The organism is Candidatus Nomurabacteria bacterium, assembly GCA_020632075.1.
Lineage (GTDB): Bacteria > Patescibacteriota > Minisyncoccia > Phycocordibacterales > UBA918 > OLB19.
On the sequence record JACKGH010000001.1, the window covers coordinates 970018 to 993134 of the forward strand.

Annotated in this window: 30 protein-coding genes; 19 read left to right on the forward strand and 11 right to left on the reverse strand. The window is 51.7% G+C overall.

Features of this window, described 5'->3' with window-relative positions:
• The first annotated feature begins 1 nt into the window (after position 1).
• From rpsC to rplE, 7 genes are all read left to right on the forward strand, one after another.
• Positions 2–709, forward strand: coding sequence for a 30S ribosomal protein S3 (gene rpsC / locus H6786_04780; protein MCB9816683.1), 708 nt, complete (start codon positions 2–4; stop codon positions 707–709).
• A 9-nt stretch (positions 710–718) separates the two neighbouring features.
• Positions 719–1153: a 50S ribosomal protein L16 gene (gene rplP / locus H6786_04785; GenBank protein MCB9816684.1), complete on the forward strand. Its 435-nt coding sequence runs from the start codon at positions 719–721 to the stop codon at positions 1151–1153.
• Positions 1154–1189: 36 nt separating this feature from the next.
• The gene (locus H6786_04790; GenBank protein ID MCB9816685.1) at positions 1190–1390 is read left to right on the forward strand and encodes a 50S ribosomal protein L29; all 201 of its coding nucleotides are present in this window, start codon (positions 1190–1192) and stop codon (positions 1388–1390) included.
• A 3-nt stretch (positions 1391–1393) separates the two neighbouring features.
• Entirely contained in the window at positions 1394–1645 is a 252-nt protein-coding gene (gene rpsQ / locus H6786_04795) for a 30S ribosomal protein S17 (protein MCB9816686.1), read from the forward strand.
• Position 1646: 1 nt separating this feature from the next.
• On the forward strand, positions 1647–2018 hold the full coding sequence (rplN, locus tag H6786_04800; protein ID MCB9816687.1) for a 50S ribosomal protein L14: 372 nt from the start codon (positions 1647–1649) through the stop codon (positions 2016–2018).
• Between the two features lie 21 nt (positions 2019–2039).
• Entirely contained in the window at positions 2040–2351 is a 312-nt protein-coding gene (rplX, locus tag H6786_04805) for a 50S ribosomal protein L24 (protein ID MCB9816688.1), read from the forward strand.
• Positions 2352–2536: 185 nt separating this feature from the next.
• Positions 2537–3085: a 50S ribosomal protein L5 gene (rplE, locus tag H6786_04810; protein MCB9816689.1), complete on the forward strand. Its 549-nt coding sequence runs from the start codon at positions 2537–2539 to the stop codon at positions 3083–3085.
• A 103-nt stretch (positions 3086–3188) separates the two neighbouring features.
• Here rplE and H6786_04815 read toward each other — a convergent pair whose 3' ends face one another.
• Entirely contained in the window at positions 3189–3794 is a 606-nt protein-coding gene (locus tag H6786_04815) for a hypothetical protein (protein ID MCB9816690.1), read from the reverse strand.
• Between the two features lie 41 nt (positions 3795–3835).
• On the reverse strand, positions 3836–4879 hold the full coding sequence (locus H6786_04820; protein MCB9816691.1) for a hypothetical protein: 1044 nt from the start codon (positions 4877–4879) through the stop codon (positions 3836–3838).
• Positions 4880–5058: 179 nt separating this feature from the next.
• On the opposite strand from H6786_04820, the gene H6786_04825 reads away from it, so the two are divergent.
• A complete protein-coding gene (locus H6786_04825; protein ID MCB9816692.1) occupies positions 5059–5334 on the forward strand; it encodes a hypothetical protein in 276 nt (91 codons plus the stop codon).
• A gap of 56 nt (positions 5335–5390) precedes the next feature.
• On the opposite strand, the gene H6786_04830 is transcribed toward H6786_04825, so the two are convergent.
• From H6786_04830 to H6786_04845, 4 genes are all read right to left on the reverse strand, one after another.
• Complete coding sequence (locus tag H6786_04830) at positions 5391–5804, reverse strand: hypothetical protein (protein ID MCB9816693.1); 414 nt, start codon at positions 5802–5804, stop codon at positions 5391–5393.
• Positions 5805–5968: 164 nt separating this feature from the next.
• Positions 5969–6778, reverse strand: a complete 810-nt coding sequence (locus tag H6786_04835; GenBank protein MCB9816694.1) for a hypothetical protein — start codon at positions 6776–6778, stop codon at positions 5969–5971.
• A 101-nt stretch (positions 6779–6879) separates the two neighbouring features.
• Positions 6880–7692 (reverse strand): hypothetical protein, encoded by an 813-nt coding sequence (locus H6786_04840; GenBank protein MCB9816695.1) that lies wholly within the window; start codon positions 7690–7692, stop codon positions 6880–6882.
• Positions 7693–7788: 96 nt separating this feature from the next.
• Entirely contained in the window at positions 7789–8607 is an 819-nt protein-coding gene (locus H6786_04845; GenBank protein ID MCB9816696.1) for a hypothetical protein, read from the reverse strand.
• Between the two features lie 172 nt (positions 8608–8779).
• Here H6786_04845 and H6786_04850 point away from each other — a divergent pair, with 172 nt between their 5' ends.
• Positions 8780–9730: a hypothetical protein gene (locus tag H6786_04850; GenBank protein MCB9816697.1), complete on the forward strand. Its 951-nt coding sequence runs from the start codon at positions 8780–8782 to the stop codon at positions 9728–9730.
• Between the two features lie 130 nt (positions 9731–9860).
• Here the strand turns inward: H6786_04850 and H6786_04855 are convergent, their stop codons facing one another.
• Together H6786_04855 and H6786_04860 are read right to left on the reverse strand one after the other, a co-directional pair.
• Positions 9861–10547: a hypothetical protein gene (locus H6786_04855; protein MCB9816698.1), complete on the reverse strand. Its 687-nt coding sequence runs from the start codon at positions 10545–10547 to the stop codon at positions 9861–9863.
• A gap of 186 nt (positions 10548–10733) precedes the next feature.
• A complete protein-coding gene (locus H6786_04860; GenBank protein ID MCB9816699.1) occupies positions 10734–11723 on the reverse strand; it encodes a hypothetical protein in 990 nt (329 codons plus the stop codon).
• 314 nt (positions 11724–12037) lie between these two features.
• Here H6786_04860 and H6786_04865 point away from each other — a divergent pair, with 314 nt between their 5' ends.
• Entirely contained in the window at positions 12038–13351 is a 1314-nt protein-coding gene (locus H6786_04865) for a hypothetical protein (GenBank protein ID MCB9816700.1), read from the forward strand.
• 147 nt (positions 13352–13498) lie between these two features.
• On the opposite strand, the gene H6786_04870 is transcribed toward H6786_04865, so the two are convergent.
• Positions 13499–14005, reverse strand: a complete 507-nt coding sequence (locus tag H6786_04870; GenBank protein MCB9816701.1) for a hypothetical protein — start codon at positions 14003–14005, stop codon at positions 13499–13501.
• A 161-nt stretch (positions 14006–14166) separates the two neighbouring features.
• Positions 14167–14841, reverse strand: coding sequence for a hypothetical protein (locus H6786_04875; protein MCB9816702.1), 675 nt, complete (start codon positions 14839–14841; stop codon positions 14167–14169).
• 156 nt (positions 14842–14997) lie between these two features.
• On the opposite strand from H6786_04875, the gene H6786_04880 reads away from it, so the two are divergent.
• Positions 14998–16107 (forward strand): mechanosensitive ion channel, encoded by a 1110-nt coding sequence (locus H6786_04880; GenBank protein ID MCB9816703.1) that lies wholly within the window; start codon positions 14998–15000, stop codon positions 16105–16107.
• 157 nt (positions 16108–16264) lie between these two features.
• Positions 16265–17479 carry an AI-2E family transporter gene (locus tag H6786_04885; protein ID MCB9816704.1) on the forward strand — a complete coding sequence of 405 codons (1215 nt, stop codon included), beginning with the start codon at positions 16265–16267 and terminating at the stop codon, positions 17477–17479.
• A 111-nt stretch (positions 17480–17590) separates the two neighbouring features.
• On the opposite strand, the gene H6786_04890 is transcribed toward H6786_04885, so the two are convergent.
• Positions 17591–18766, reverse strand: coding sequence for a hypothetical protein (locus H6786_04890; protein ID MCB9816705.1), 1176 nt, complete (start codon positions 18764–18766; stop codon positions 17591–17593).
• A gap of 310 nt (positions 18767–19076) precedes the next feature.
• Here H6786_04890 and H6786_04895 point away from each other — a divergent pair, with 310 nt between their 5' ends.
• Genes H6786_04895 through secY form a run of 7 tightly spaced genes read left to right on the forward strand, consistent with a single transcriptional unit; the run spans position 19077 to position 22984 of the window.
• Positions 19077–19262 (forward strand): type Z 30S ribosomal protein S14, encoded by a 186-nt coding sequence (locus tag H6786_04895; GenBank protein MCB9816706.1) that lies wholly within the window; start codon positions 19077–19079, stop codon positions 19260–19262.
• Positions 19253–19651: a 30S ribosomal protein S8 gene (gene rpsH / locus H6786_04900; GenBank protein ID MCB9816707.1), complete on the forward strand. Its 399-nt coding sequence runs from the start codon at positions 19253–19255 to the stop codon at positions 19649–19651. The genes H6786_04895 and rpsH overlap by 10 nt, the downstream gene beginning before the upstream one ends.
• 4 nt (positions 19652–19655) lie before the next feature.
• A complete protein-coding gene (rplF, locus tag H6786_04905) occupies positions 19656–20189 on the forward strand; it encodes a 50S ribosomal protein L6 (GenBank protein MCB9816708.1) in 534 nt (177 codons plus the stop codon).
• An 11-nt stretch (positions 20190–20200) separates the two neighbouring features.
• Positions 20201–20551, forward strand: a complete 351-nt coding sequence (locus H6786_04910; protein MCB9816709.1) for a 50S ribosomal protein L18 — start codon at positions 20201–20203, stop codon at positions 20549–20551.
• 37 nt (positions 20552–20588) lie between these two features.
• Positions 20589–21236, forward strand: coding sequence for a 30S ribosomal protein S5 (rpsE, locus tag H6786_04915; protein MCB9816710.1), 648 nt, complete (start codon positions 20589–20591; stop codon positions 21234–21236).
• A gap of 3 nt (positions 21237–21239) precedes the next feature.
• On the forward strand, positions 21240–21689 hold the full coding sequence (rplO, locus tag H6786_04920; protein ID MCB9816711.1) for a 50S ribosomal protein L15: 450 nt from the start codon (positions 21240–21242) through the stop codon (positions 21687–21689).
• A gap of 17 nt (positions 21690–21706) precedes the next feature.
• Positions 21707–22984, forward strand: a complete 1278-nt coding sequence (gene secY / locus H6786_04925) for a preprotein translocase subunit SecY (GenBank protein ID MCB9816712.1) — start codon at positions 21707–21709, stop codon at positions 22982–22984.
• The last annotated feature ends 133 nt before the right edge of the window (positions 22985–23117 follow it).

Sequence of the window (23117 nt, forward strand, 5' to 3'; positions counted from 1 at the left end):
TATGACACACGTAGCACATCCATATATTCAACGCATTGGTGTAAACCGTGACTGGAAGAGTCGTTGGTTCACAACAAGTCCGGAGAAGTTCCGCGAATACCTCCGCGTTGATGCTGCGCTCCGCAAGATGCTCAAGACACGCCTCAAGGGTATGTCAGTTGATGCGGTTGAAATCGAACGCAGCGAAAAAGATATTCGTATTATTATCAAGACTTCACGTCCTGGTCTTATCATCGGACGAAGCGGTGAAGGTATCTCAAACCTGAAGAAGGAGATCGATCTGTTCTTGCGCAAGCAGAAGATGACCGACAAGCCTGAACTCAAGATCGATATCGAAGAGATCCGTTCACCAGAATCATCAGCTCGCATCGTGGGCCAGATGATCGCTGAAGGTCTTGAAAAGCGCATGACATTCCGTCGTGTGATGAAGCAGACCGTTGAAAAGGTAATGGCTAACCGTGACGTTGAGGGTGTACGTATCATCCTTTCTGGTCGACTCGGTGGTGCTGACATGGCGCGCAAGGAGGAGCTTAAGAAAGGACGTATTCCACTGCAGACACTCCGCGCTGACATTGACTTCGCTCGAGTTGAAGCAAATCTCCCATATGGTGTGATCGGTATCAAGGTATGGATCTACCGTGGAGAAGTATTCGCAGATCGTAAGGCAGGTCAGGAAGCACAGGAAGCACGCCAGAATCGTAATCGATAATCACTGCGTATGTTATTCCCAAAGAAAGTTAAGCACCGCAAGTGGCAGATCGGTCGAAAGAACGAAGAAAAGCTCAATCGACCAGATACCCGTGGTATCACCGTGTCATACGGTTCATACGGGCTCAAGGCTACTACTGCGTCACGTGTGAAATCAAACCAGATCGAAGCTGCTCGTCGTGTGATTTCTCGTACGATGGGTAAGACTGGTAAGTCATGGATCCGTATCTTCCCAGATCGTCCAGTAACCAAAAAGGCTGCTGAAGTACCGATGGGTAAGGGTAAGGGTGATCCAGATCACTTCGTATTCGAAGTACGCCCAGGCCGAATTCTCTTCGAGATCGAGGGTGTACCTGAAGACATTGCTCGCGAAGCCTTCCGTAAGGCAACTGCGAAGCTCCCATTACAAGCTAAGTTCGTGCGTCGCGAAGATACAAGAGTGTAAAGACACTCTTGTATCGGGTCTAATTCAAAAATGATTATGACAAAGATGGAAGACATCAAGAAAAAGTCTGATGCAGAATTGACCGAATTGGTTCAGTCTGCTCGAGAGACCGTGCGTCAGGAACGTTTTAAGGATAAGTTCAGTCGCAAGGCTAGTGTGATCCAGGGCAACAAGCTCGAGATCGCTCGCGCCCTCACTGAGCTATCTGCTCGCCGACGTAACCCACAAACTAAATAGCGTATGAGTACCGAAACAAAAAGTAACGGTCGTGTGCTCCGCGGTACAGTAGTTGCATCTAAGATGACTGACACCTGTACTGTCGCAGTAGAGCGATACGTGAAGCACCCAAAGTACAAAAAGTTCATGCGTCGCACGAAGAAGTACTTAGTGCATGACGCTGGGAACACCGCCAAGGTAGGCGACAAGGTCGAAATTGTAGAAGTTAAGCCGATCTCAAAGCGTAAAAGCTTTAAGCTCGTAACCAGCAAGTAGTATGATTCAGCCACAGACACTCGTGAAGATCACCGACAACTCAGGTGGTAAGATGGGCCGAGTCTTTAAGGTACTTGGCGGTTCAAAGAAGCGCTATGCTGAACTCGGCGAGATGGTGGTACTTGCGGTCCAGACTGCAGAACCACGCAAGCAGGTAAAGAAGAAGGATGTCGTGTACGGAGTAATTGTGCGTCAGCGCAAGCCATTCCGTCGTAAGGATGGTTCATATGTAAGCTTCGATGACAACGCCGTAGTGCTTGTCGACAAGGAGAAGAAAGAACCAAAGGCAAACCGCGTGTTTGGTCCAATCCCACGTGAGCTCGCCGAAGCAGGTTATCAGAAGATCGTCTCACTTGCCCCAGAGGTGGTGTAACGAATAATCTAAGATAATCCTATGAAGATTCGAAAAGGAGATACTGTCAAAGTAATCGCTGGTAAGGACAAAGGAAAGACCGGAACCGTGCTGATGACCATCAAGGAGACCGAACAGGTAGTCATTGAAGGTGTGCACGAAGTGAAGCGTCACCAGAAGAACCGCCGTATGCGTTCACAGGGACAGATCGTTGAAAAGAGCATGCCGATCCACGTTTCAAACGTTGCGCTCATGGAAGGTGACAAGACCGTACGTGTTGGGTACACCTTTGAAGGAGAAGGCGAGAAGCGAAAGAAGGTTCGTGTTGCACGACCAAGTGGAAAGAAAATTTAAATTAACATTTAATTTTGGAGCCTGAATGCTGAGTGAATTTCGCGAAGCGGTGGCTGCGGACGAGAGAAACGTACAGTTCGTACGATGACCGAGGACGCAGCCACCGCGAGAAAGTACCCCAGGGTATTTTCTCTTGCTACGCAATTCACCTTAAAATTCGCTGGCAGACAGCTCCCAAAATGGGTATGGAAACAGTACAGACTCAATTGAAGACAGTATTCGATTCTCTCAAGGGAGAATTCGGATACGCAAACGTTCATCAGGCACCAACGATCGAAAAGGTAGTGGTGTCTGTAGGAACTGGTCGTGTAGACGACAAGCAGAAGATCGCGCTTATCCAGGACCGTCTTGCACAGATCACTGGACAGAAGGCCGCTCCTCGAGCAGCTCGTCAGTCAATCGCATCATTCAAGCTTCGCGAGGGTGATACGATCGGCTACCAGGTAACCCTTCGTGGTGCACGCATGAATGACTTCCTCAACAAGCTCATCCACATCGCATTGCCACAGACTCGTGACTTCCGCGGTCTCAAGACCTCATCGATCGATGAAATGGGTAACTACACACTGGGTATCAAGGAACACACGATCTTCCCTGAAACTCACGATGAAGAACTTAAGGATGTCTTTGGTATGTCGATCACGATCGTGACCACTGCCAAGACCAAGCCAGAAGCAGAAGCGCTTCTACGTCATGTAGGAATGCCACTCCAGAAGGCAGACGAAGCAAAATAATTGCTTTGGAAAAGAAACGGCCGGCCCCGAAGGGGCCGGCCGTTTCTTTTCTATACATACAAAAACTCCCCCAAACTGGGGGAGTGAGAACCTGACAGGTTCTCTAGGAAAGGTGCTGTCCGACAAACCGGTCGAGGGCATGCATGAGTGACTCACGGCCACGTTCAGCGCAGCCATCAAGGAATGCGCGGTAGTCGTCGCAAGTGACGGTGTTGATGTCTTCAGGTTGCTGGCGGTCAGTCACGGTGCCAGCATGGTCGTTCTCGTACGAGCGCAGCGTCGTGTGCAAGTAGGCGAGCAGTGCCTCGGCTGTCGGATAATCCCACTGTTCTTCTCCGGGGTTCAGGCGAGGTTGGTTGCCCCACGTGAGCCAGTACTGAATGGCCGGAAGTGGTATCAGGCCAGCTTCACGGCAGCAATCCTGGATCTCTGGCGTGATGCCTGCGGTCGATGTCTCGGTGATCTGATCTGGCGGCAACGCGTTTTTAACGGGGACGAATTCCCGATTGTTTGCCTCTGAAATTTGGGTTATCCGCTCGACAGCGGGCGTACCGTCTGCCGACAGGTAACGGCTCGTTGTCACTCTCATGCCGAGCTGGTCAAACAGGTTGGGGATCTCTTTGGTCGTGTCTTCAGACATCGATTCTATTCTCCATAGTTGTGTTGATCGTCCGTAGGTATTTAAAACATTTTTTGATCCATTCCGCAATGATACAAAAACCCCGGCAAGTATTGCCGGGGTTGTGAAGGTTAAGATTCTGCTTGTTCGGTCAGCCTGATTCGCGTTTGTGCGAGGGTGCCGATCTCTGCTACAGCTGCGAAGGCTTGCTGTAGTTCATCATCAACCTTGGTGAGGTCTTTCCAGTATCCAGACAGATCTGACGGATCATTGTCTTCAAGCTGAGTACGAGCCTCGGTGATCACGTCTTCGATATGATCACCATTAGTCGGATGCCGAAGCGTTTCGATCATTGTTTCGAGGGACTGTAGATCCTGCTGCACCTTTTCAACGCGTGCCACAACTGTGGCCGGGTCGCCTGTTTGGTGCAGTGTCTCTATCACATTCTCCTCGAGCACACTCAGCTCATCGAGCTTTGCTTGCAGATCATTCAGCTTATCGCGTAGATCGCGGTATAGGGTAGACAGACTGATGAGTTCTTCTGCATCTTTTACCGCAGCACTCACATCTACTTCGAGCTGCCATACACGTGCCAGTTCTTCCGTGTAAGCGAGATACCTTTCAGCGATCAGTCCACGGACTTTGGCGACATTTTCTTCAGCGTTTCCGAGTGTCCGGAACGAAGTGCGAGATCCTTCGAGCACATCGGTCAGATCGCTCAGTACAGCGTAGACCCCGTCTTTCTCCATACGCAACTTCGGCCGCTGCTCGTTCAACAGCTTCAGATGATCGTTTAGGGTACGAGCTGCGTCGAAGGAAAAGTACCGGTCGATCACTTGCTCGCCAAGCTCGTATCGATCGACTTGCCGCCGAAAAAGTGCGGTTGCGAGAGCTCCGACGACTGTGATCAGAAAGCTAAGGAGACTCACGCCGACCCAGACGAGCATATCGCTCGGCTGGTCGGTCAGATCGACTCCCATGCTTTGCGGCAGCCAGCCGCCGAGCATATCGTAGTAGTTGCCCGTCAGAAACGGGGGGTCGACCGCGTATGTGTCGAGAGCGATCAGAACGACCATAGCGATGCTGTAGAGTCCGATCGCCAGAAAAGCCCAGGCCAAGGTCTTGGTGAGTGTGTACACACGATTCTCCTTTTGGTGGTTGCGTAAGGTGCTCAAAAGAGCAAACTGGCAAAACAATACTATGTTTTCTTAATTAATCAATGCTTTGGCATAAGTTTATGGAGATACAGAAATACTATTGACTTATGCAAAAAATTTAGTATAAATTAGTTTTAGAAGTAAGCTGGATATGCCAGCAATACACAGCAACGCTCAACCAACAAAAGGAGATGAGCATGGGGAATCCCGAAAAAAACGTGATCGACGCCGGCGACCAATTCCCGGGCGATTCGCATGATGACGAAGTTCAAAAGGGAGGCGGCGGTCGGTTTTTCTATCTGAAGGAGGCGACGACGTTCCTGATACCGGAAATGGGTGTCAGCAGTGCGTTGGTGCCGCTTCAGGTGCGGCTCAAGAAGTCGATCAGTCAGACCGGTCGACGCAATGCAGAAGACGGCGAAGCTCGCGTCTTCATCTGTGCGCAACGCACAACGCCGCTAGGTACTCCCTAGCGGTGTTTTTTTGTATAAAAAAGCCGGCGCGCAAGCGCCGGCTATGTTCAACTCTCTCACTTTGCGTGAGGTTTGATAGTCATCATCATCCCTTGCCCGAGCTCGTAGAGCGTTTCGGAAAAGATGATCTGCTCGACAGGATCATCGATTAGTTCCTGGTAGGTGATGGTCACCTCAACCCCGGCTTCATCTTTGCGAGACTGCATGCCGTGGAACTCCTGCGCTTTTGTATCGTTGCGGGTGATGGTGATCCAGCGCGATGTGCCGTCGATCTTTTCGAGTCCGAGCACGATACCAGGTTGTACCTGCTCAAGCACTTGTACGAGCCGAGCCCGACGAGCTGCGTCGAGCTCTGCGTTTGTCGGTAGGTTCGCCAGAGAATCCCTATCGACACCTGCCACTATGAGCAGGACGCCGAGAATGAATACCACCGTTAAGGCAACACCCAAAGTGGTGAAAATCTTATTCATGTGCTCTTGTCGAGTCATGTTCGTCTCCTTGGCAAAGCCAAAAGTTGCGATAGTACAGAATTTTGCTTGTAATATAATACAACTTTTTAACAAAAAGTCAATAAAATGCCCGAGCTTTTTAGCTCGGGCATTAGTCTGCGTTGTGTTGCAGAAAGGGAACTTCTTCAGCGAGGTATGGTCGTGTGCCGCTTGCGCCACCACTCCTTAAAGGCAACGATCGGTCTCCGCCACTTTTCTCGGTGTACGAGTGCTCGGCGGTGTACACCTCGTTTGAACAGATGCCATTCTGTCTGTGGGAGTCGCAGTGCTCGAAAGCGTTTGACACGCATCGGTACTCGCTCCCACAGCGTGGGTAGAGCTCGATTGTTAAACCAATCTGCGATCTTTCCGAAAACCAGCTTGAGTTCGATATCATCAAGCATCGACAAGAGTCGCCACACAGCTCGGAAGACTGGCACCGCCACAAAGACCAGCACTGCAACGATCGCATCGTACACATCAAACGCATCAAAGATGAGTATGCTGGCGATGATCAGGATCGTCGCGAGTACACCGACCACGAACATGATCTGCTGGTGTTCGGTTTTGCCTCGCCACCATGCAGCCGGGCGTTCAAAAGTGTACTTTCGAAATGCTGCCGTCGCTGCTGCAGTTGCCTCTTCCTTGCCGTGCTTGATCGCTTCTTTTTCGTCTGGGTCGAGCAGCCAACGCGTAGGAATGAATAGCAGCCAGCGTAGCCACCGGATCGCAAAGGCTCTGGCCATGAGCGAAGGTGCGACTCGGGCGAGTGCAGCACCCCATTCAGGTAGGGTATCGAGCACGAATGCACGAAAGAAGGCTGGCGCCGTAAAGACGTCCCAGTAGTGATGCACTGCAAATGAGACTGCGCCAACGACACTCAATACAAGTAGTGTTCGCGGCAAAAACAACCAGGTGACTCCTCGCAGGAGGAGCTCGCGTAGTATCTGTATCATGCGTCTCTCTCCTCGAGAGTGTTTGTGAAGAACTATTATGATTATGTCACATTTTGCTAGAAAATCAATAAAAAAGCGCCCGAGCAGTCCATGCTCGGGCGTTAGTCTTTGAGGGTGATCATGATCTCGATCTCTAGCACTTCATCTATTTTTTGATGAAGGATCTCCATGAGTCGGACACGATCATCCAGATTTTTTGCGGTGTTCAGTTTTAGTTCTGCTGCTTTGGCGTGAATCTTTCTCTGGCGCAGCAGCATCGCGCGCAGATTTTTCCATTTACGTTTGACTCGCTCTTCAGGAGCGGTGAAGCGATTGCGGACATTGGCAAAGCCTCGCTCGATGCGGTCGACTAGCGCTCCGGCACCGATCCTCGGCACCACGAACCTGAACGCGCCGACCAGCATTTGCTTCAGAATTGCCAGGGGGATGAGCAGCAAGCCCAAGAAGTGCAGGCTCGGTATCGATATGATGATCGCACCAATGCCTGCTGCCACCAATATCTTTCCGGTTAGGGTGAGACTTTTCCACCAAAGAACAGGACGTTCAATCAGGTGGTACTTTGCTCGTGCAAAGACGTGTCGTTTCCGATGACGGAACCGCAGCTTGTACTCCTTCGCGAGGAAGTGTAAGCCGAGGTAGACTGCGAGCAGCCTAACCGACTTTTTCTTGGCAGCGTTTGAGATGGCTACTGCAGCTTTCGGGGCGAATTTGACCGCCAGCTTTACACCAGCCTGCCACCACTTAGGTAGTGTTTTGAGCACGAATTTCTTCAGTGCCACTCCGATGGTGGGGACGTCATAGAGCATCCATGCCACTCCACCGATGATCAAAAAGACGATGATCAACAGAATGATGCGAGGCCGCAAGAGCCAGACGATAATTCCCTCAAGGAGGGAAGCGAGTAGTCGCAACATGATTCCTCCTAAAGAGACTGTGAAGAACTATGTTTATATTATAGCATAAAAATAGAAAAAATCAATAAAAGACACCCGAGCATCATTGCTCGGGTGTTAGTCTGTCTCTTCAACAGTTTCCTGTTTGAGGGCTTTAGCTGCTTTTGCGGCGGTCTGCTTATCGCGCCAGGCGCGAATGTGTGTACGAACGACAAGACTCTTCTTGTCGAGCCAACCTTTGATCTTTTCGGTTGTGACGAAATGATGGGTGGCTAAGAAGTGAATACACCTTGAGTGTTTGACCCAGTTTGGAACAAGGTTGCTCAAAAAGGGCGCGACTCTATCGTGGACAAAGCCAGTGATTGCTGCTGACGTAAACGCCGGAGCAAATTGCTGAATGATCCAGAGGATAACGCCTGCGATGGAGCGCCAGAAGAAAAATATCGCATAGAGGACAGCTTCAGTCTTTGAAAAGTATGGACTGATAGCCAAGACGGTAAGTGTCGCCAGGGTCAGTGTCGACACGATAATCGTGCGGGTGCGCGGTGACTTCCGGCGCCACCAAAGCTGCGGCCGTCTGATCGTGTACTTGTGTGCTGCTCTGATCGCTCTGTCCTTGCTGGCCAAGATCTGTCGCTTTTCTTCGCGACTGAGATAGCTCAGTATGACAAAGGCCAGAAATGCTCGCAAATACTTCGAGGCGAGTGCTCGTGGTATGAGCGGTAAGCTCGACTTGATCGTGAGCTTGATCCACTGTGGGAAGGTCTTGGTAGCAAAGGCTTTCACCGAGGTGAAAAATACCGGGGTGAAAAGAATGTGCCAAAATGCCATGGCGACACCGACTGCGGTCAGGAAGACCGTGACCCAGATAATGCCATGGAGTGAGATTGCCCATGCTGCGATGCCCTCAAGGAGGGCAGCGATAGCTTTGCGCATGCAGCCTCCTTATAGGAACGATGTGAAAGAACCGGAAATATTATAGCACAAAAGTGAGTAAAATCAATGATATGAAGATAGCAGAATAGATGACTGAAACATTGACTTTTTTACAAAATATGTAATAATACTTCAGGTTCTTTAACGTTGCTCAAAAACCGTAGGAGGTAGCATGGCAACAGCTCAGCAAGCAGCGGCAGCACAGCCGCAGGCACGTCGCCAGGGTCCGGGAGCGATTTCTCGCTTTGTGAGAACTCCCTGGATCAACAACAAGTACTTCTGGCTTTTCGTCAGTACGCTGGTTGCGTTCGGTATCTGGAACCGGTGGAGCTTCTCGCTCACACATGCGTTCAAGGAGATTCTCATCAGCATTTACCAGATGAATGAGTCGGCCGACTGGTCGACGATCTTCTCGGCTCATGCTGGAGAGATCATGACCATGATGGGGATTCTGGGCGTCGTGCTCGGACTCTCCATCTGGTTCGTAGTCTATCAGGTGCGCAGAGAGCAGCATATGAAAGCGATTCGTGGCGCACTGTTTGCCATGTCGGTGGCTATCATGCTGATCATCTACGCCTGGAGTAAGGGGATCATTCAGGGTGAGTGGTATGACGTCTTCTTGTTGACGGTCGTCGGTATCCTCATCATCGGTCTCACTGGTTTTGGTGCCTGGATGGTCGGTATCGCGATCAATGGCCTCGATTGGGGTCATTTTGCCACCGTAATGATCGGTGGCTTGGTCGGCATGCTGATTTTCGTAGCCGCCCCATCCATGCCCATCCTTGCAGACTGGTGGTTCGAGCCGAGTCGTGAAAATATCTCGGTGTATGTACAGATCGTGCTCGTGCTCTGGCTGACTGCTGGCTTTCGTGCCAAGAAGTTCGAACTGGCAGCGACTGGTCAACGGACCATCAGTTCGTCGAGTGGCGGTGTCACTATCCAGGACTTCGGTCGTGATGCTGAGCAGGACTTGCATGCAGGTCACGATCATCATACCCACGATGAGCCGTTCGATCTGGGTAGCATCGGTCATGATCACGACGACCAGCAGCTGCTCGAAGATGGCGACATCGTTGACCAGCAGCTGCTGGATCGCGATGACGATGACGACGATCGCCGGTAACCGGTAAGGAGTAACAACCTGGCACAAGGAAGTGCCAAGCCCGTCTAAATGACGGGTTTTTTCTTGTCTCAACTTTCAGTTTAAAACAAAAAATCGCTGGCAGACGTGTGTCTACCAGCGGGTGGATATGCTAGATTCTTTCTCTTATTCCTCCACGACGACTCCTGAACGTTACAGGGATCTTCGTTTTTGGAGTAACGACTGCACCAGTGTCGCCGGGTTTGTCGGCTTCTTCGTCCATCTCTGCGAGCGTGCTTGCGAATTCCTGCAGGCCTTCAGGCAGTTTGCCGCTGGTGTCCAGCAATGCTTCCAAGACCGCGTCGCGAACCTGCAAAATAAGCGAGTCGTCAGGATCGTCGGTCGAGAGCAGGTCCCGATACAGCGCCTGGTTGAGTCTCTCGGCCTGGTCAGTGTATTGCTTCAGTACATCTCGCGCCACTGCGATAGCGTCTGCTTGACGTTGCTTCTGCCCATCGCTTGCTGCTTGCAGGTCTGCCTTAAGGCTCATGTTCTCGTTCTCCAGATTGATCATCCGGAGTTTGTCGAGCTCATCGTCGACCAGGTCACGCAGCCAGTAGCGCACGATGACGAGCACTGCGAGTGCTGCCGGTACTGCCAGGATGGTGATGGTTGCCCATGGGTGGGCGGCCAGCCAACCGAACGGATCAGCGTAGTAGGTCGACATGGCGCCGGTCACGGCATTGAACTTCTCACGGATACCAGCGATCGACACCAAGCCGAAGTGCAAGCCGATAGCGGTAGCGATAGCACCGAGAATAACGAGCAAGCCGAAATTTCTCAGAAATTTTGCCAACATGGCGTTCTCCTTCTGGGTGGGTGGAACAGTGTGTACAGCAAATGCTGTAGTTACAACTGGGCAAAATAATACCTAAAAAACTACGTTTGTAAATATTTTGAAAATAAAAAAACGACCCAAGCTCATATAGAGCAAGGGCCGTCGTGAGAAGTGTGAGGCTCACGCCCCACGTTGGACTCAGGATGTTTACCTGGCGACGATGCTTTCGGCAGTTTTCATTGCCGACCGGTATGCACGGGCAGCCAGTGCAGCCGGGGTGTCGGCGGGCAGCAGGTCAGGGTCCTGCACGATTTTGGTGAGCTTCGACATCACCTCATCGGTCATAACCTTGCTTTCCAGGTTGACGTACACGGATACCGGCGTATGCGGCACACGCACCAGGTCACCTTTACCGATCCACACCATCAGTCGATTGCCGCCGATGGTCGCATCCGCGCTGGTGTAGGCCTGATTCCCCTTTTTGTCCTTGATGCCTTCGACAGCAGACGAATCGATGGTCAGCCAGCTCAGTTGCTTGTCCTGGTTAACCAGGGCGATGAAGCCTTCGGTAGCCAGGGGATCGGGGGTCAGCACCATGCAGACCAGGTCACGCTTGCCGCTTCGCAGGCGACTCAGTTCACGAGCGACGCCGTACTCACGACCTTTTTCCTCCGGCATGTAGATCTCGGTGGAGGCAGTGATCGCGGGAATGTTGTTTCGGATCGTGTTGACAGAGAAACGTGTCCCTGAACTGGCCGTGTCAGCACTGATCTTGTAGGCCTTGTCGGGAGCTTCGGTGTCTTCGACCTCGCCCCATTCCTTCAGGCGACCAGTTGTGTTGTAGGCACAGAGCAGCGCCTCGGATCCAACGACGCCGAGCGAGGCGACAACCTCGCCGAATTCGTCATCAGCCATGGACTTGGCCACGTGTACGTCGCCCTGAGCCAGGCCGACATCGATCTCGCCGTTATAGAGTCCGTCCAGGTTCTTGCCGCTGTTGCCGTAGACCAGCTCGATATTGATGCCGACCTCGGCAGCGCGCTTCTTGATGGCTGCACCGTAGGTATTGGTGTAGGCACTGGTTTTGTTGTTACCTCCCACACCAAGCTTGACGGTCACGGCAGCAGCGGCCGAGCTGGTCGCCATATAGAGTGCGATGCCGGCAGCAATCGCGAGTTGCTTCAGGTGATTCCGCATGGATATTCCTCCGTTTTGCGGTTTACAGAAAGTCTTTGCTATTTCACGAAATAGCTTGAGTCCAATAGATTGAAATGTACTAGAGAACCCAAAGCTGCGGAGAACACTATCATACTTTAAAAAAATGTCAACCCCTTAGGAGGGGTTTGTGGTTGGGGGGGTAACTGGGCGGCGGGCGAAGCCCGCCGCCCTCTCACGAAAAGAAAACGTCACAAAACATTGACAAATACTAAATAAATGTTACTCTGTAAGGTAGGATTCTTTGTAAATTCACTATCTTTTTTACCATCGTCAAATTGACATAGGGGGTTGTTTTGGAAACTCAAAACACAAATGTAGTCGAGTCGGAGACAGAAAAGTCCTCCGAAGAGGCAGGCCTGCTGACTGAAGCCGTCGAAGAGACGAAGAGTGTCGGCTGGGTTGCGAAGGCGTACGTGGCATTGGTGGCAACTCTCACTGGTGTGGCAACGTACTATTTTGGTCCGGTCGGACTGATCACGCTGCTCCTCATGGGGCTGATGTCTCGCATCGACGCTGGTGATCCGATGTCGATGGCTATCGATAAATGGGTGTACAAGCTCATCGTGAGCACGGTCACCCTACTGCTCGTCTCTGTCTATGGCTTCTGGTTCCTGCCGCTCTTGCTTCTGCTTGGCGGTCGGAAGCTGCTCGGGTGGGTTGCTACCCTCCAGGGGCAGTTCTGGAAACTCGTGTTGATCGCGATTGCGTACAAACCGTTCCCGATAGGGCTAGCCAACAAGCTGGCCTCTAGGAAATCAGTTGAGGAGGTGTTGTTCGGTTCGCCGGCAGACGCCAAGTCATTCCTTCGCAGTGATGCATGGAATACAACGAAGGAAATGTACGACACGCTGATGCCAGAGCAACAGGGCGATCAGTCTACGTGGGCCAACGTGCTTTCGTATGTGATCGTTCTCGGTGTCATTGTGCCTGGTACTATCTGGGCAGCTGACTACCACTGGGATCATGTCCTGAAGTTCTACGATCTCCTGTCGGAGTTCGTTTCAGGCACGCTCTCGGGTATCGGCGGTGCGGTCTTGGCGATCGGCAGTGGTCATATTCTCGACCTATTTGGCGAGACCTGGAACCTGCTCAAGGTGGTAGCGACAACAATCAGTGCTTTTATCGGCCTGATTATCTTCGACTTCACGATCAACATCTTCTTGCACCTGATGATCCTCATTGGTGCGGAACGGCTTTACAGCAAAAGTGAGTCTTTCCGTAACTGGGTGCATCGGACGTTCAATCAAGTCAAGGAGCTCTTTAAGAAGAGTAAGGGTGGCATCGTGACGTTCCTCCGTCGCCAGCCTCGGCTGGTGCAAGGGGCTTTGATCGCTATGTCTGGTCCGGCAGTGCTGGTTGTTGCTATGGTCATCTGGCTGTGGCAGGTCGCAAGGCTCTTCGTCTTGAAGAAGCTGGCGATCGTGCTCATGAAACAGCCGGTCTTGAAGGCTCGCAAGAGCGAACGGCTTCGCAACTTCCTGTCAAAGCAGCGAGAAAATCTGCTGGCACGGATCAAGGGCGAATCGTCCACCAAAGAAGATGTTGTAGAACTGTCACCTGACATGCCTGCACATAGAGAAGCGGAGAACAGCTCGGTCTCGAAGTAACACTCAACGTAAACGAGAGAGAAAGTATTGTGAAGAAGCAGCCCGCGGTGGGGAACACCGCGGGCTTTTTGTTTTTGTATGAAAAATAGAAAGTGGCCAAGAGCGTTGCTCTTGGCCACTGAAGGTGCTGGTGAGGCGAAGCTGTGTTCAGCAGATCTTGTCGATCAGCTTCGATGCAGTCTCTTTGATGCTTTGGAAGGTGTGCTTGATCTTGTCGATCAAGATCTGACGCGCTTCTTCGCGGGACAGGAACTTGTCCTTGTCTGTCACGATGTCATGGAACGGCTGCTGTGCCGCGATGAGTGCAGCACGTTGTTCATCGGTGACTTTGCCGAGTGCGACCATCGCGTCTGCGAAGTTGTCTTTGCTACGGTTCTCCCAGATGTTGATTGTCTTCACAGGCGCGAGTACTGCCAGAATGGCAAGGCCGAAAATTTTGACAGAGCCGTAGAACATTGGCCAGAACGATTTGCTCAAGAGCAGCAGAAAGAAGGCCAGTAAGCCTTTCAGGCCAAACGCGAAAATCAGAAGTGCCACGAATGCCGCAGTTCCAGCCAGAATGACCTGACACTTGGTGAGGCCGTAGTACAGCTTCTTCTCGACGACAGTTGCTTCGACGGCAGAAGTAGTGTCCTGAGTGGTCTCGTCGACCATGCTTCACCTCCTCGGTGATGGTTGTTTGAAAGAATCCTGTGTAAATAATAACATAAATAACACTTTTGTCAAAGATTTATGTAAGAGTTACACCGCAATTATTTCAATTAAAAAGCTCCCAGCCGTGTGGCTGAGAGCTTTGGTTGCTTGAACCGCGAGGGTCAGAAAATCGGTGTGCTGATGCTCATTCCGACGACCCAGTGCGAATCCTCACGCTCGCGCATCGTGTACGTAGTCTCAAGGAATGTCAGCGTGGTGTCGCCGAGCGCGATGCTCGGTGCCAGGGAGAGTTCTCCGAACCAGACCTCCTCTTCGTACGTGGTGTCGTACCCGGCACGAATGCTGGGTGTCAGAGTCACGGTATCGAGCGAAAAGTCCTTGCTGACCCCACCGTGGAAGATGAAGCCGTTGCTGGCGCTGTCGTCGATGATCTTCCAGTACTCGACACCGACGAAGCCGGACATGTCCATGAAGTCATGATCGATCCGCGCTGCAGCGACGATCGCATCGCCGGTCGTGTTGTTCATGTCCGGGATGTTGAACCAGCTGACCGACAGGTCGAGCGAGGTTCCTTCGTCGATCTCGATGATCTTCCCGACGGTACCGTCGATCTCCTCGAAGTCGATGACGTCGTTGAGAGCGAACCAGCCGTTGAGATAGAAGCCGCTGTCGTGTTCGACGTATGCGTTGGCTTCTCCGAGCGGGTTGTCACGCACCTCGTAGCCGTTGTAGACGTACTTGCTCTTCCCACCAAGGGAAAGCTCTCCCGACAAATCGGCCAGGGAGGTGAGCGGTGCGAGGATGAGAATTGCAGCTGCAATGATGATCTTGTTCAAGAGCGTAGCACTCCAGTAGATTTGGGCGAAGTGCCGTTGATTACTATATAACATATTTACAAAAATCAAGTATTTGGCATACTGATACTTTACAAAACATACTTTATGTAGTTTGATCTTACCTAGATTTTACGGTATTTGCTGAAGGAGGCAATCTTGAAAGAATCACTACCTACTGTGGACAATCAAGTATTGGAAGCGGTGCAAGTTGTGAAGGAGACGTTCGCGTTTGATTTTTGGGGCACTGATGGCTCCAAGATACTGATCTGCTTTCTGCTCACACTCTTCCTGTTTATCTTGTCTGAGCCGGTGCGCGCATACCTGCGCAAACGAAACGGTGACGAGGGCAAGACGATCCGCTTGATGCAGGGGAAGGCTGGCTGGGTGTCGCTCGGGATCATCTTGGTAACATCGTACGCTGCTGCGTACTACCTCAAGAATGCGATCGATGTGATCGAGATCCCCACCTATCTACTCGGCATCATTGTCTTGGTGCGGTGGATCAACGGTATGATCCGTGGTCCGCTGCTCAAGGCAGCTAAGTTGATCTGGGATACGCAAACGAATGATCACTTGCGAAAGGTCGGCATGCTCGCCACGTATGCGGTGATATCGTTTGGGGTGTATTTGGCACTCAGTGTGCTTAGCTACAACATCCAGGATCTGGTCGATCTTGGTCTGCCTGACTGGGTAACAGCGACGGCATCGGCACTGGTATTCTTGCCGTTCTTGCAAGCGTTGGTGCAAAGTCTCGCGCTCTCCAATGACCGCAAGATGGAAGTGGGTGAGTGGGTGAAGATCGGCGACGTCGTCGCAAAGCTTAAGTGGAGCACGTTGCGTGGTTTAGTCCTTGAGGACGCGGAAGGAGTTGAGGTGGTCATACCAAACTCCATAGTGGAGAAAAGTGAATTCCGCAATCTGAGCAAGCGTAAGCGCTGGCGTGATACGTTCACGTTCTATGTCAGTGCTCAGGTGCCACCGGCCGCTCTCAGTGAACTTCGTAGCAGTGTGCTCACGCATATTGCTCAAGACTCGGAGTGCAAGCCGCAGCGGTGCTGGTTTCAGCAAGAATATCCTGGCGTGATCACGTTGCGGGTAATCGTCGATATCGAACCGCCAAGGAATGCGCCAGATCGTGGCGCTCTCCGAGACGAGAAGTACGACAAGGTATTTCAGCTGGTGGGTACGCTGATCGACTCGAGTGGTCAGGTGAACATGTTTCAACTTCAGCCACCGATCACTGGCGCACTGCCGCAATTGCCGTAAGTTCGTTTGTCGACTGTTCGACGAAGCCCCGACCACATGGTCGGGGCTTTTATATTGACAAAATTGATTTTTATAGTAATTTTTCTGCAGCGTTTGTCGCTATTTAAGACAAAAAGTACACCTGTTCATAGACATCACTGTGTAAGGAGTGTGAAATATGCGAACAGATTCAAACCCAGCCAACACGGCAATTTCGCTGACGGTGGTAGCGGTAATCTTTCTATCGATCAGTCTGAAGATCTTCGCGCCGTATCTGACCCCGGTGGTCGTTGCGGCTACGATGGGTATTCTGACCTGGGGAGCGTTCACGCGGTTGCGTGACCTGCTTGCCAGATCGCGCTGGCTGAAACCGTATTCGCCTGCTGCCGCAGCCTTCATTATCTGGCTGCTGACGACGAGTGTGGTAATCCTGCCAGGGTTCTTCCTTGGTAATTACGCACTCGTAAGCGGTATCGGTACGATTCGCGAGTTTATTGGTGACTTCCTGCTCGAGCATGAGTCGATCAATGCCTTCCTGCAAACACAGATCAGCAATCTGGTTTCAATGCTGCCTGAAGAGGTGGTGCCAACGGTGCAAGAACGTCTCGGCGAGTTTGCTACCGTCGGTGCGCTGTTCAGTGGCAAGATGGGTGGAGCCGCCTTTGGTTTCATCTCTTCGGCTTCGGTCAGTGTGCTCGGTGCGGTGGGGACACTCGCGTTCTCGCTCTTGTTGTTTTTCTTCGTACACACCGATGGACCTGCATTCCTGAAGTGGATGAACGAGAAGCTGTATCTGCGCGAGCGTGGCGATGATATGTTCACCGAGGTGGCTGGTCTGATCAAGGGCATTGTCCTTGGATCAGTACTGGTGCAGTTTATTCAAGCTTCGGCGTATAGTCTGACGCTGTTTGGCATCTCGCTGTTCGTGGACATTCCGAACCTCGGTGTGTGGATCGCAGTCATCATGATCGCAGGCACCATTATTCCGGTGGTCGCCACTGCCGGAATGGCAATCGCGGTGGGAATGCTGTTCTACTCGGGCGCATTCATCCCCGGCATTGTCGGTGTGGTGGTCATTGCGATCTTCTCTACCGTCGACGGGATCATCCGTGGCTGGTTCGTGGGTTCACAGGTAAAGATCCCGGTTTCACTGATCGTCTTCTCGACGATCTTTGGCCTCGGCTTGTTCGGATTCGTGGGTTTGATCCTTGGTCCGGCAGTTGTCGCCTTGGGTAAATCAGCAGCCGGTCATGCAACTGAAGCGTTTGCCGAGTGGCGGCAGTTCAACGCTGAACGTGAAGCAGAAAAAATGCAGATCAAAGTCGAACAGCTCGATGAGACACGCAAGCTGCGCGAAACTATGGAGCGGCTTCTGGAAGCACAAAAACAGTAACGATGTATTCGATCGCCTTGGGGTAACCCGAGGCGATTTTTTATTTATAAACATGTAAAAAGGGCGCATGCGGATGCATGCGCCCTTGGTGGTTGGAGAAATGTGAACTGATCAGGCTTGCCGTGCTACCGAAGACTTGGCCGGTTCGGCGGGCTGCAGCTGTACTTCCATGATTGGCGGCTTGTGCTTGGTGATCAGAGACAGGCTGCCACGAAGGGCCGCCAGGATACGATCGCGATCGGCAGTGATTCGTCCGAGCTTTTCGGCATCGATCCTTGCCTGATAGACGTACCAGTGTTCGTCGACTTGGATCGAGAGCAGATCTCCCTCGAGCGAGAACACGGTTACCGTTGGACGCTTGCGAAACGCACGATCACCAAGTCGCACTTCACCATCGTTCTCTTTGTCGCCTGGGTGCGCGATCTGCAGAAGCAGATTCTTGGCGTCTGCCGGCAGCATGCGCGATGGAACAGTGGTGCGGTAGGTTGTCTTGTAGGCCTGTTCGCCAACACCCCCTTCCGTCGTGACCTGCTCCTGGTCTACGAGGCCGTGGGCCGCGTTGACCATACGGGGCAGCATGGCACCGAGCTGTGCTTCGAGCACGGTGGACAATTGCGCGATGGCAGCTTCGCCAAACGGAAGTTCGGTCGGGGCTGCTGCCGGTTGCGGAATGCGGGATACGATCGACTCGATGATCTGATCGACCGGGATCGGCTTGAAGCTGGCGTCTCCCTTGGGGAGCTTGAGCGCTGCGAGGGCTGCTTCGAGACGTTCGGTCATAAGCGCCTTCGTCTCTTCGTTCCAGTTCCTCATCTCGTCTTCCAGCTGTTTGTTCCGGTCGATTGCCTTCGACAGTTGGAAGTGAAGCGATTCGTTGGAGGCGTTCAACTTTTGACGCTCTTCAATGAGATTTGCGATTCGCTCATCTGAGTCTCGTTCATTCTTGTCCATCTCCTCAGCTTGCTGATAGAGTCGCTCGTTGAGCGCCTTTTCGATTCGGCTGCTCGACACTGCGACAGCGATCAGGCTAACCACTGAGATACACACGACCAGGCTACCGAGGATGATCGTTGTGCCAGGGTGAGCAGTGACCACTTCGGTCGCGCGCTCCCACTGGTTGCGGGCAGGTTGAGTCAGTTCGGCGGTTTTCGTCTGCGCCAAGTTGATGGTATCTTGAACCGAAAGGCCCTTTTGTTTGGCGTACAGACCACCGATCAGTGCCGTTGTGATCCCTACGACCAACAGAAGCATCAATGCAAAAAAGCTTGCGAGTAGGATTCTTTTCACGTATTTCTCCTTGTATAGGAACGGGGGAGCTAAATGTCACCAAAAAGGTGGTGACGACCTGCGCAATTTTTACTGTATGTAAGGCACCTTGTCAATGTTAGGTGTGGCGCGCGAGGCTTTAGCCGAGCGCGCTTTTTCTATTGCTTTTTATACATATTCTGGTATTCTTGCCCGCAAGACGAACGGTCATTGTTCTCATATATATGAGTGACCCGACGTTGAAGGTGAACACGCATGCGTGTAAGCCGGATTTATTCACGAGTAAGTCGTCGATTCTAGGCGATACTGCTCACAATTTAATACTTGGTACATGGCTAAAAAGTCAATGATCATCAAGGCGCAACGAGCGCCTAAGTTCAAGTCACGTGTCGTACGACGCTGTACACTTTGTGGACGTCCACACGGCTACCTTCGTGACTTCGGCATGTGTCGTATTTGCTTCCGTGAACAGGCACACGAAGGACATATACCAGGCGTAAGGAAATCATCATGGTAGGCGATACTATTGGCGATCTCATCATTCGCCTGAAGAACGCCGGTGCAGTGAATAAGGATACTGTTTCAGCTCCGTATTCAAAGCTCCGTTTAGCAGTTCTCACAAAGCTTGCAGATGCTGGCTACATTGAGTCAGTAACTGAAAAGGGCAAGCAGGTACAAGAAAAAACCCTCGAAGTGACACTTCGCTACGAGAATGGTTCACCACGCATCAGCGGCGTGAAGCGTATCTCAAAGCCAGGTCGACGTCTCTACACGAAGGTGACGGATCTTCATCCGGTTAAGTTTGGAAAGGGGCACATGATCCTCTCAACTCCAGCAGGTATCCTCACCAATGAGGAAGCCAAGGAGAAGAAGGTGGGTGGTGAGCAGCTTTTCATTATTTGGTAAGCGTATGTCACGACTAGGAAAACAACCAGTGGCCATCCCAAGCGGGGTTGAGATCAAGCTTGAGAATGGTGTACTGACAGTGAAAGGTCCAAAGGCGACACTTTCACGACCAGTGCGTGAGCAGGATGTGACTTTCACGATTGAAGGAAACACCATCACGCTTGAACCAACCAAGACCGAAGCAGCTCCAGCAATGTGGGGGACCTATGCTGCGCACGTGCGCAACATGATCACTGGTGTTACTGAAGGATACGAAAAGATCCTTCAGATCGAAGGTGTGGGGTACCGCGCTGAGGTAAAGGGTAACGAGATCGTCCTCAACGTAGGATTCTCACACCCAGTACCACTCACTATTCCAGAAGGAATTTCTGCAGAGGTAGTGAAGAACGAGATCAAGCTCACTGGATCAGACAAAGATGCACTCGGACAGTTCGCTGCCAACGTGCGTAAGGTGAAGAAGCCTGAGCCATACAAGGGTAAGGGTATTCGCTACCAGGGAGAATTCATTATTCGCAAGCAAGGTAAGAAGGCTGTATAGGCTACTCATATATGGAAAAGTCACAATACAAAACACAGATGCGTGCCAAGCGACACAATCGTTTGCGTCACAAGGTATCTGGTACAGCTGCACGCCCTCGCTTGGCTGTATTTCGTAGCAATAAGTTTGTGTACGCACAGCTTATTGATGACACAGCAGGAAAGACCATTGCGTCTGCAGATTCTCGCAAGGGTGCAAAAGGCACCGCAGTAGAGAAAGCAAAGGCAGTTGGTACTGAGATCGCAAAGAAGGCAAAAGACGCAAAGATCGAAACAGTAGTCTTCGACCGCGGTGGCTTCCAGTACGCTGGAATTGTCGCTGCACTCGCAGACGCTGCTCGTGAAGGAGGACTCCGCTTCTAGATAGTGCGGAATATTACTAAAATCTAAACATTGCAAAATGTCAGAAAAAGAACAGCAGGAAGCTACAACTGACGTGAAGTCAGATGCTGCTACTACAGCAGCTGCTCCAACTGAAAAGGGAGCTACCGATGCACCGGCTGCCGAAGGTGATCAGCGTGGTCCACGTCGCCGTGGTCCAGGTGGTCGCCGCGGTGGAAATGATCGCCGAGGTGGACGTCGTCCACGTCGCGGTGGTCGTCCCGAGCGAGTGCGTCCAGAATTTGATCAGAAGATCGTCAGTATCCGTCGAGTTACTCGTGTGATGGCTGGTGGCCGCCGCTTCTCATTCTCAGTATCAATGGTGATCGGAGACAAGAAGGGTAAGGTTGGTGTTGGTATCGGTAAGGCCGGTGACACACAGCTTGCGATCGAAAAGGCAGTACGCGACGCAAAGAAGAATATGATCGTGGTACCAATGGACAAGGATGCACGCATCCCACACGATGTACACGTGAAGTATGCATCATCAGAAGTGATGATCATGCCAGCACCAGGTCGTGGACTCGTCGCTGGTTCGTCAGTACGTACTGTACTTGAACTCGCTGGAGTAAAGGATGTAACTGCAAAGATCTTCTCTCGTTCAAAGAACAAGCTTAACAATGCTCGCGCTGCTGTCGAAGCGCTCAAGCAACTTAAGAAAGGCTAGTCTATGCAACTTCATGAACTTCAGCCAAGCACCCCGCGAAAGAGCGCAAAGCGCATCGGTCGTGGTGGAAAGCGAGGCAAGACCTCAGGAAAGGGTCACAAGGGACAGAAGGCACGAGCTGGTAACAGCATGCGCCCAGAAATGCGTGACATCATCAAGAAGCTGCCAAAGCTCCGTGGTCATGGTAAGAACCGTGCTCGTACTGTGAATGCAGAAAAGGTGCGACCAATGGTAGTAAATCTTGCTGCGCTCGAAACAGCCTTTGAAGCTGGTGCAACTGTTACGCCAAAGACACTCGTGTCTGCTGGTGTGATCACTACCAAGGCACGATGTGCTCCAGCAGTGAAGATCCTTGGTAACGGTGAACTTAAGAAGAAACTAGTTGTAGAAGATTGTCAGGTTTCAGGTTCTGCCAAAGAGAAGATTGAAGCGGCTGGCGGGAGTGTGAAATAAGCGATAAGATACAGCTTATGCAAACATTCCTTCACAAACTCAAAGTAATCTTCACTGAACCAGCTATCCGTAACCGTGTACTCTTTGTGCTTGGTGCGTTGGTAGTCTTCCGTGCACTTGCTTCGATCCCGATCCCGGGCATCAATCAGGCAGTGCTCCAAGAGTTTTTTAACAACAACCAATTCTTTGGTCTGTTGAACATCTTTTCAGGTGGTGGACTCACTAACCTGTCGATCGTGATGCTTGGTGTTGGTCCGTTTATTACGGCATCGATCATCATGCAGCTTTTGACGGTAATGTCGCCAAAGCTCAAGAGCCTCTACACTGAAGAAGGAGAGGCGGGGCGTGCACGCTTTACACAGTACAGCCGTATGCTCACTTTGCCACTTGCGATCTTGCAAGGCTTCGGTTTCCTTACTCTTTTGCAGAGTCAGGGAGTGATCACAGACCTGACTCAGTTCCAGATGGCAACAAACATCATACTGATCGTAGCTGGTTCAATGCTCCTCATGTGGATCGGTGAGTTGGTAACTGAGTACGGTGTTGGTAATGGTGTGTCCATCATTATCTTCGCTGGTATCGTGGCAACTCTGCCATCGACAGCGAGTCAACTCTTATTCGGATATCAGGCTACAGAGCTGCCGTTCTATGTTGGCTTTGGTGTTGTCGCTCTTGCGATCATCTACGCTGTCGTGGTCATGACTGAAGCAGAGCGACCAGTGCCGATCACCTATGCGAAGCAGAGTCGTGGGGGAGCGACCTATGGAAAGAGTCAGTCATACCTGCCAATGCGTCTCAATCAGGCTGGTGTGATTCCGATCATTTTCGCCCTCTCGATCATTCTCTTCCCGCAGATGGTGCTCAATATCTTGTCAGCGATAATGACTGGTGAGCCATGGGTAGAGACTGCAACGCTGATGGTGAACAACTTTATGGCTAATCAGTGGGCATACGGAGGCGTCTACTTTGTGCTCGTGTTCCTCTTCACCTTCTTCTACACTGCAGTCACCTTTGACCCAGATTCTGTGGCAAAGAACTTGCAGCGAAGCGGTGGATTCATTCCTGGTATTCGTCCAGGCGGACACACAGCAGAATACCTTGGTAATCTCGTTACCCGACTTACCTTGGTGGGTGCGCTCTTTCTTGGTGCGATCGCGGTACTCCCAGTGGGTATGCAGATCGCTACCGGTAAGCCACAGCTCGCGATCGGTGGTACTGCGGTACTCATTGTGGTATCGGTGGTGCTTGACCTGATCCGTCGACTCGACGCACAGGTATCGATGCGGGAGTACTAAACTTAAATGTAAAGTTTCAAAAAGACCCTTTCGAGGGTCTTTTTGTTTTACCGGCCGGGTCCCCTTCGGGGACCCGGCCGGTTTTTAGCCCGGATCACATGCTACACTTTAGGGAGTTATTTCTAACGCAATA

Excerpts from the sequence above, each read along its gene's own strand:
- rpsC (MCB9816683.1), top strand. The coding sequence starts at position 2 with ATGACACACGTAGCACATCCATATATTCAACGCATTGGTGTAAACCGT.
- rplP (MCB9816684.1), top strand. The coding sequence starts at position 719 with ATGTTATTCCCAAAGAAAGTTAAGCACCGCAAGTGGCAGATCGGTCGA.
- H6786_04790 (MCB9816685.1), top strand. The coding sequence starts at position 1,190 with ATGACAAAGATGGAAGACATCAAGAAAAAGTCTGATGCAGAATTGACC.
- rpsQ (MCB9816686.1), top strand. The coding sequence starts at position 1,394 with ATGAGTACCGAAACAAAAAGTAACGGTCGTGTGCTCCGCGGTACAGTA.
- rplN (MCB9816687.1), top strand. The coding sequence starts at position 1,647 with ATGATTCAGCCACAGACACTCGTGAAGATCACCGACAACTCAGGTGGT.
- rplX (MCB9816688.1), top strand. The coding sequence starts at position 2,040 with ATGAAGATTCGAAAAGGAGATACTGTCAAAGTAATCGCTGGTAAGGAC.
- rplE (MCB9816689.1), top strand. The coding sequence starts at position 2,537 with ATGGAAACAGTACAGACTCAATTGAAGACAGTATTCGATTCTCTCAAG.
- H6786_04825 (MCB9816692.1), top strand. The coding sequence starts at position 5,059 with ATGGGGAATCCCGAAAAAAACGTGATCGACGCCGGCGACCAATTCCCG.
- H6786_04830 (MCB9816693.1), bottom strand. The coding sequence starts at position 5,804 with ATGAATAAGATTTTCACCACTTTGGGTGTTGCCTTAACGGTGGTATTC.
- H6786_04835 (MCB9816694.1), bottom strand. The coding sequence starts at position 6,778 with ATGATACAGATACTACGCGAGCTCCTCCTGCGAGGAGTCACCTGGTTG.
- H6786_04840 (MCB9816695.1), bottom strand. The coding sequence starts at position 7,692 with ATGTTGCGACTACTCGCTTCCCTCCTTGAGGGAATTATCGTCTGGCTC.
- H6786_04845 (MCB9816696.1), bottom strand. The coding sequence starts at position 8,607 with ATGCGCAAAGCTATCGCTGCCCTCCTTGAGGGCATCGCAGCATGGGCA.
- H6786_04850 (MCB9816697.1), top strand. The coding sequence starts at position 8,780 with ATGGCAACAGCTCAGCAAGCAGCGGCAGCACAGCCGCAGGCACGTCGC.
- H6786_04855 (MCB9816698.1), bottom strand. The coding sequence starts at position 10,547 with ATGTTGGCAAAATTTCTGAGAAATTTCGGCTTGCTCGTTATTCTCGGT.
- H6786_04860 (MCB9816699.1), bottom strand. The coding sequence starts at position 11,723 with ATGCGGAATCACCTGAAGCAACTCGCGATTGCTGCCGGCATCGCACTC.
- H6786_04870 (MCB9816701.1), bottom strand. The coding sequence starts at position 14,005 with ATGGTCGACGAGACCACTCAGGACACTACTTCTGCCGTCGAAGCAACT.
- H6786_04885 (MCB9816704.1), top strand. The coding sequence starts at position 16,265 with ATGCGAACAGATTCAAACCCAGCCAACACGGCAATTTCGCTGACGGTG.
- H6786_04895 (MCB9816706.1), top strand. The coding sequence starts at position 19,077 with ATGGCTAAAAAGTCAATGATCATCAAGGCGCAACGAGCGCCTAAGTTC.
- rplF (MCB9816708.1), top strand. The coding sequence starts at position 19,656 with ATGTCACGACTAGGAAAACAACCAGTGGCCATCCCAAGCGGGGTTGAG.
- H6786_04910 (MCB9816709.1), top strand. The coding sequence starts at position 20,201 with ATGGAAAAGTCACAATACAAAACACAGATGCGTGCCAAGCGACACAAT.
- rpsE (MCB9816710.1), top strand. The coding sequence starts at position 20,589 with ATGTCAGAAAAAGAACAGCAGGAAGCTACAACTGACGTGAAGTCAGAT.
- rplO (MCB9816711.1), top strand. The coding sequence starts at position 21,240 with ATGCAACTTCATGAACTTCAGCCAAGCACCCCGCGAAAGAGCGCAAAG.
- secY (MCB9816712.1), top strand. The coding sequence starts at position 21,707 with ATGCAAACATTCCTTCACAAACTCAAAGTAATCTTCACTGAACCAGCT.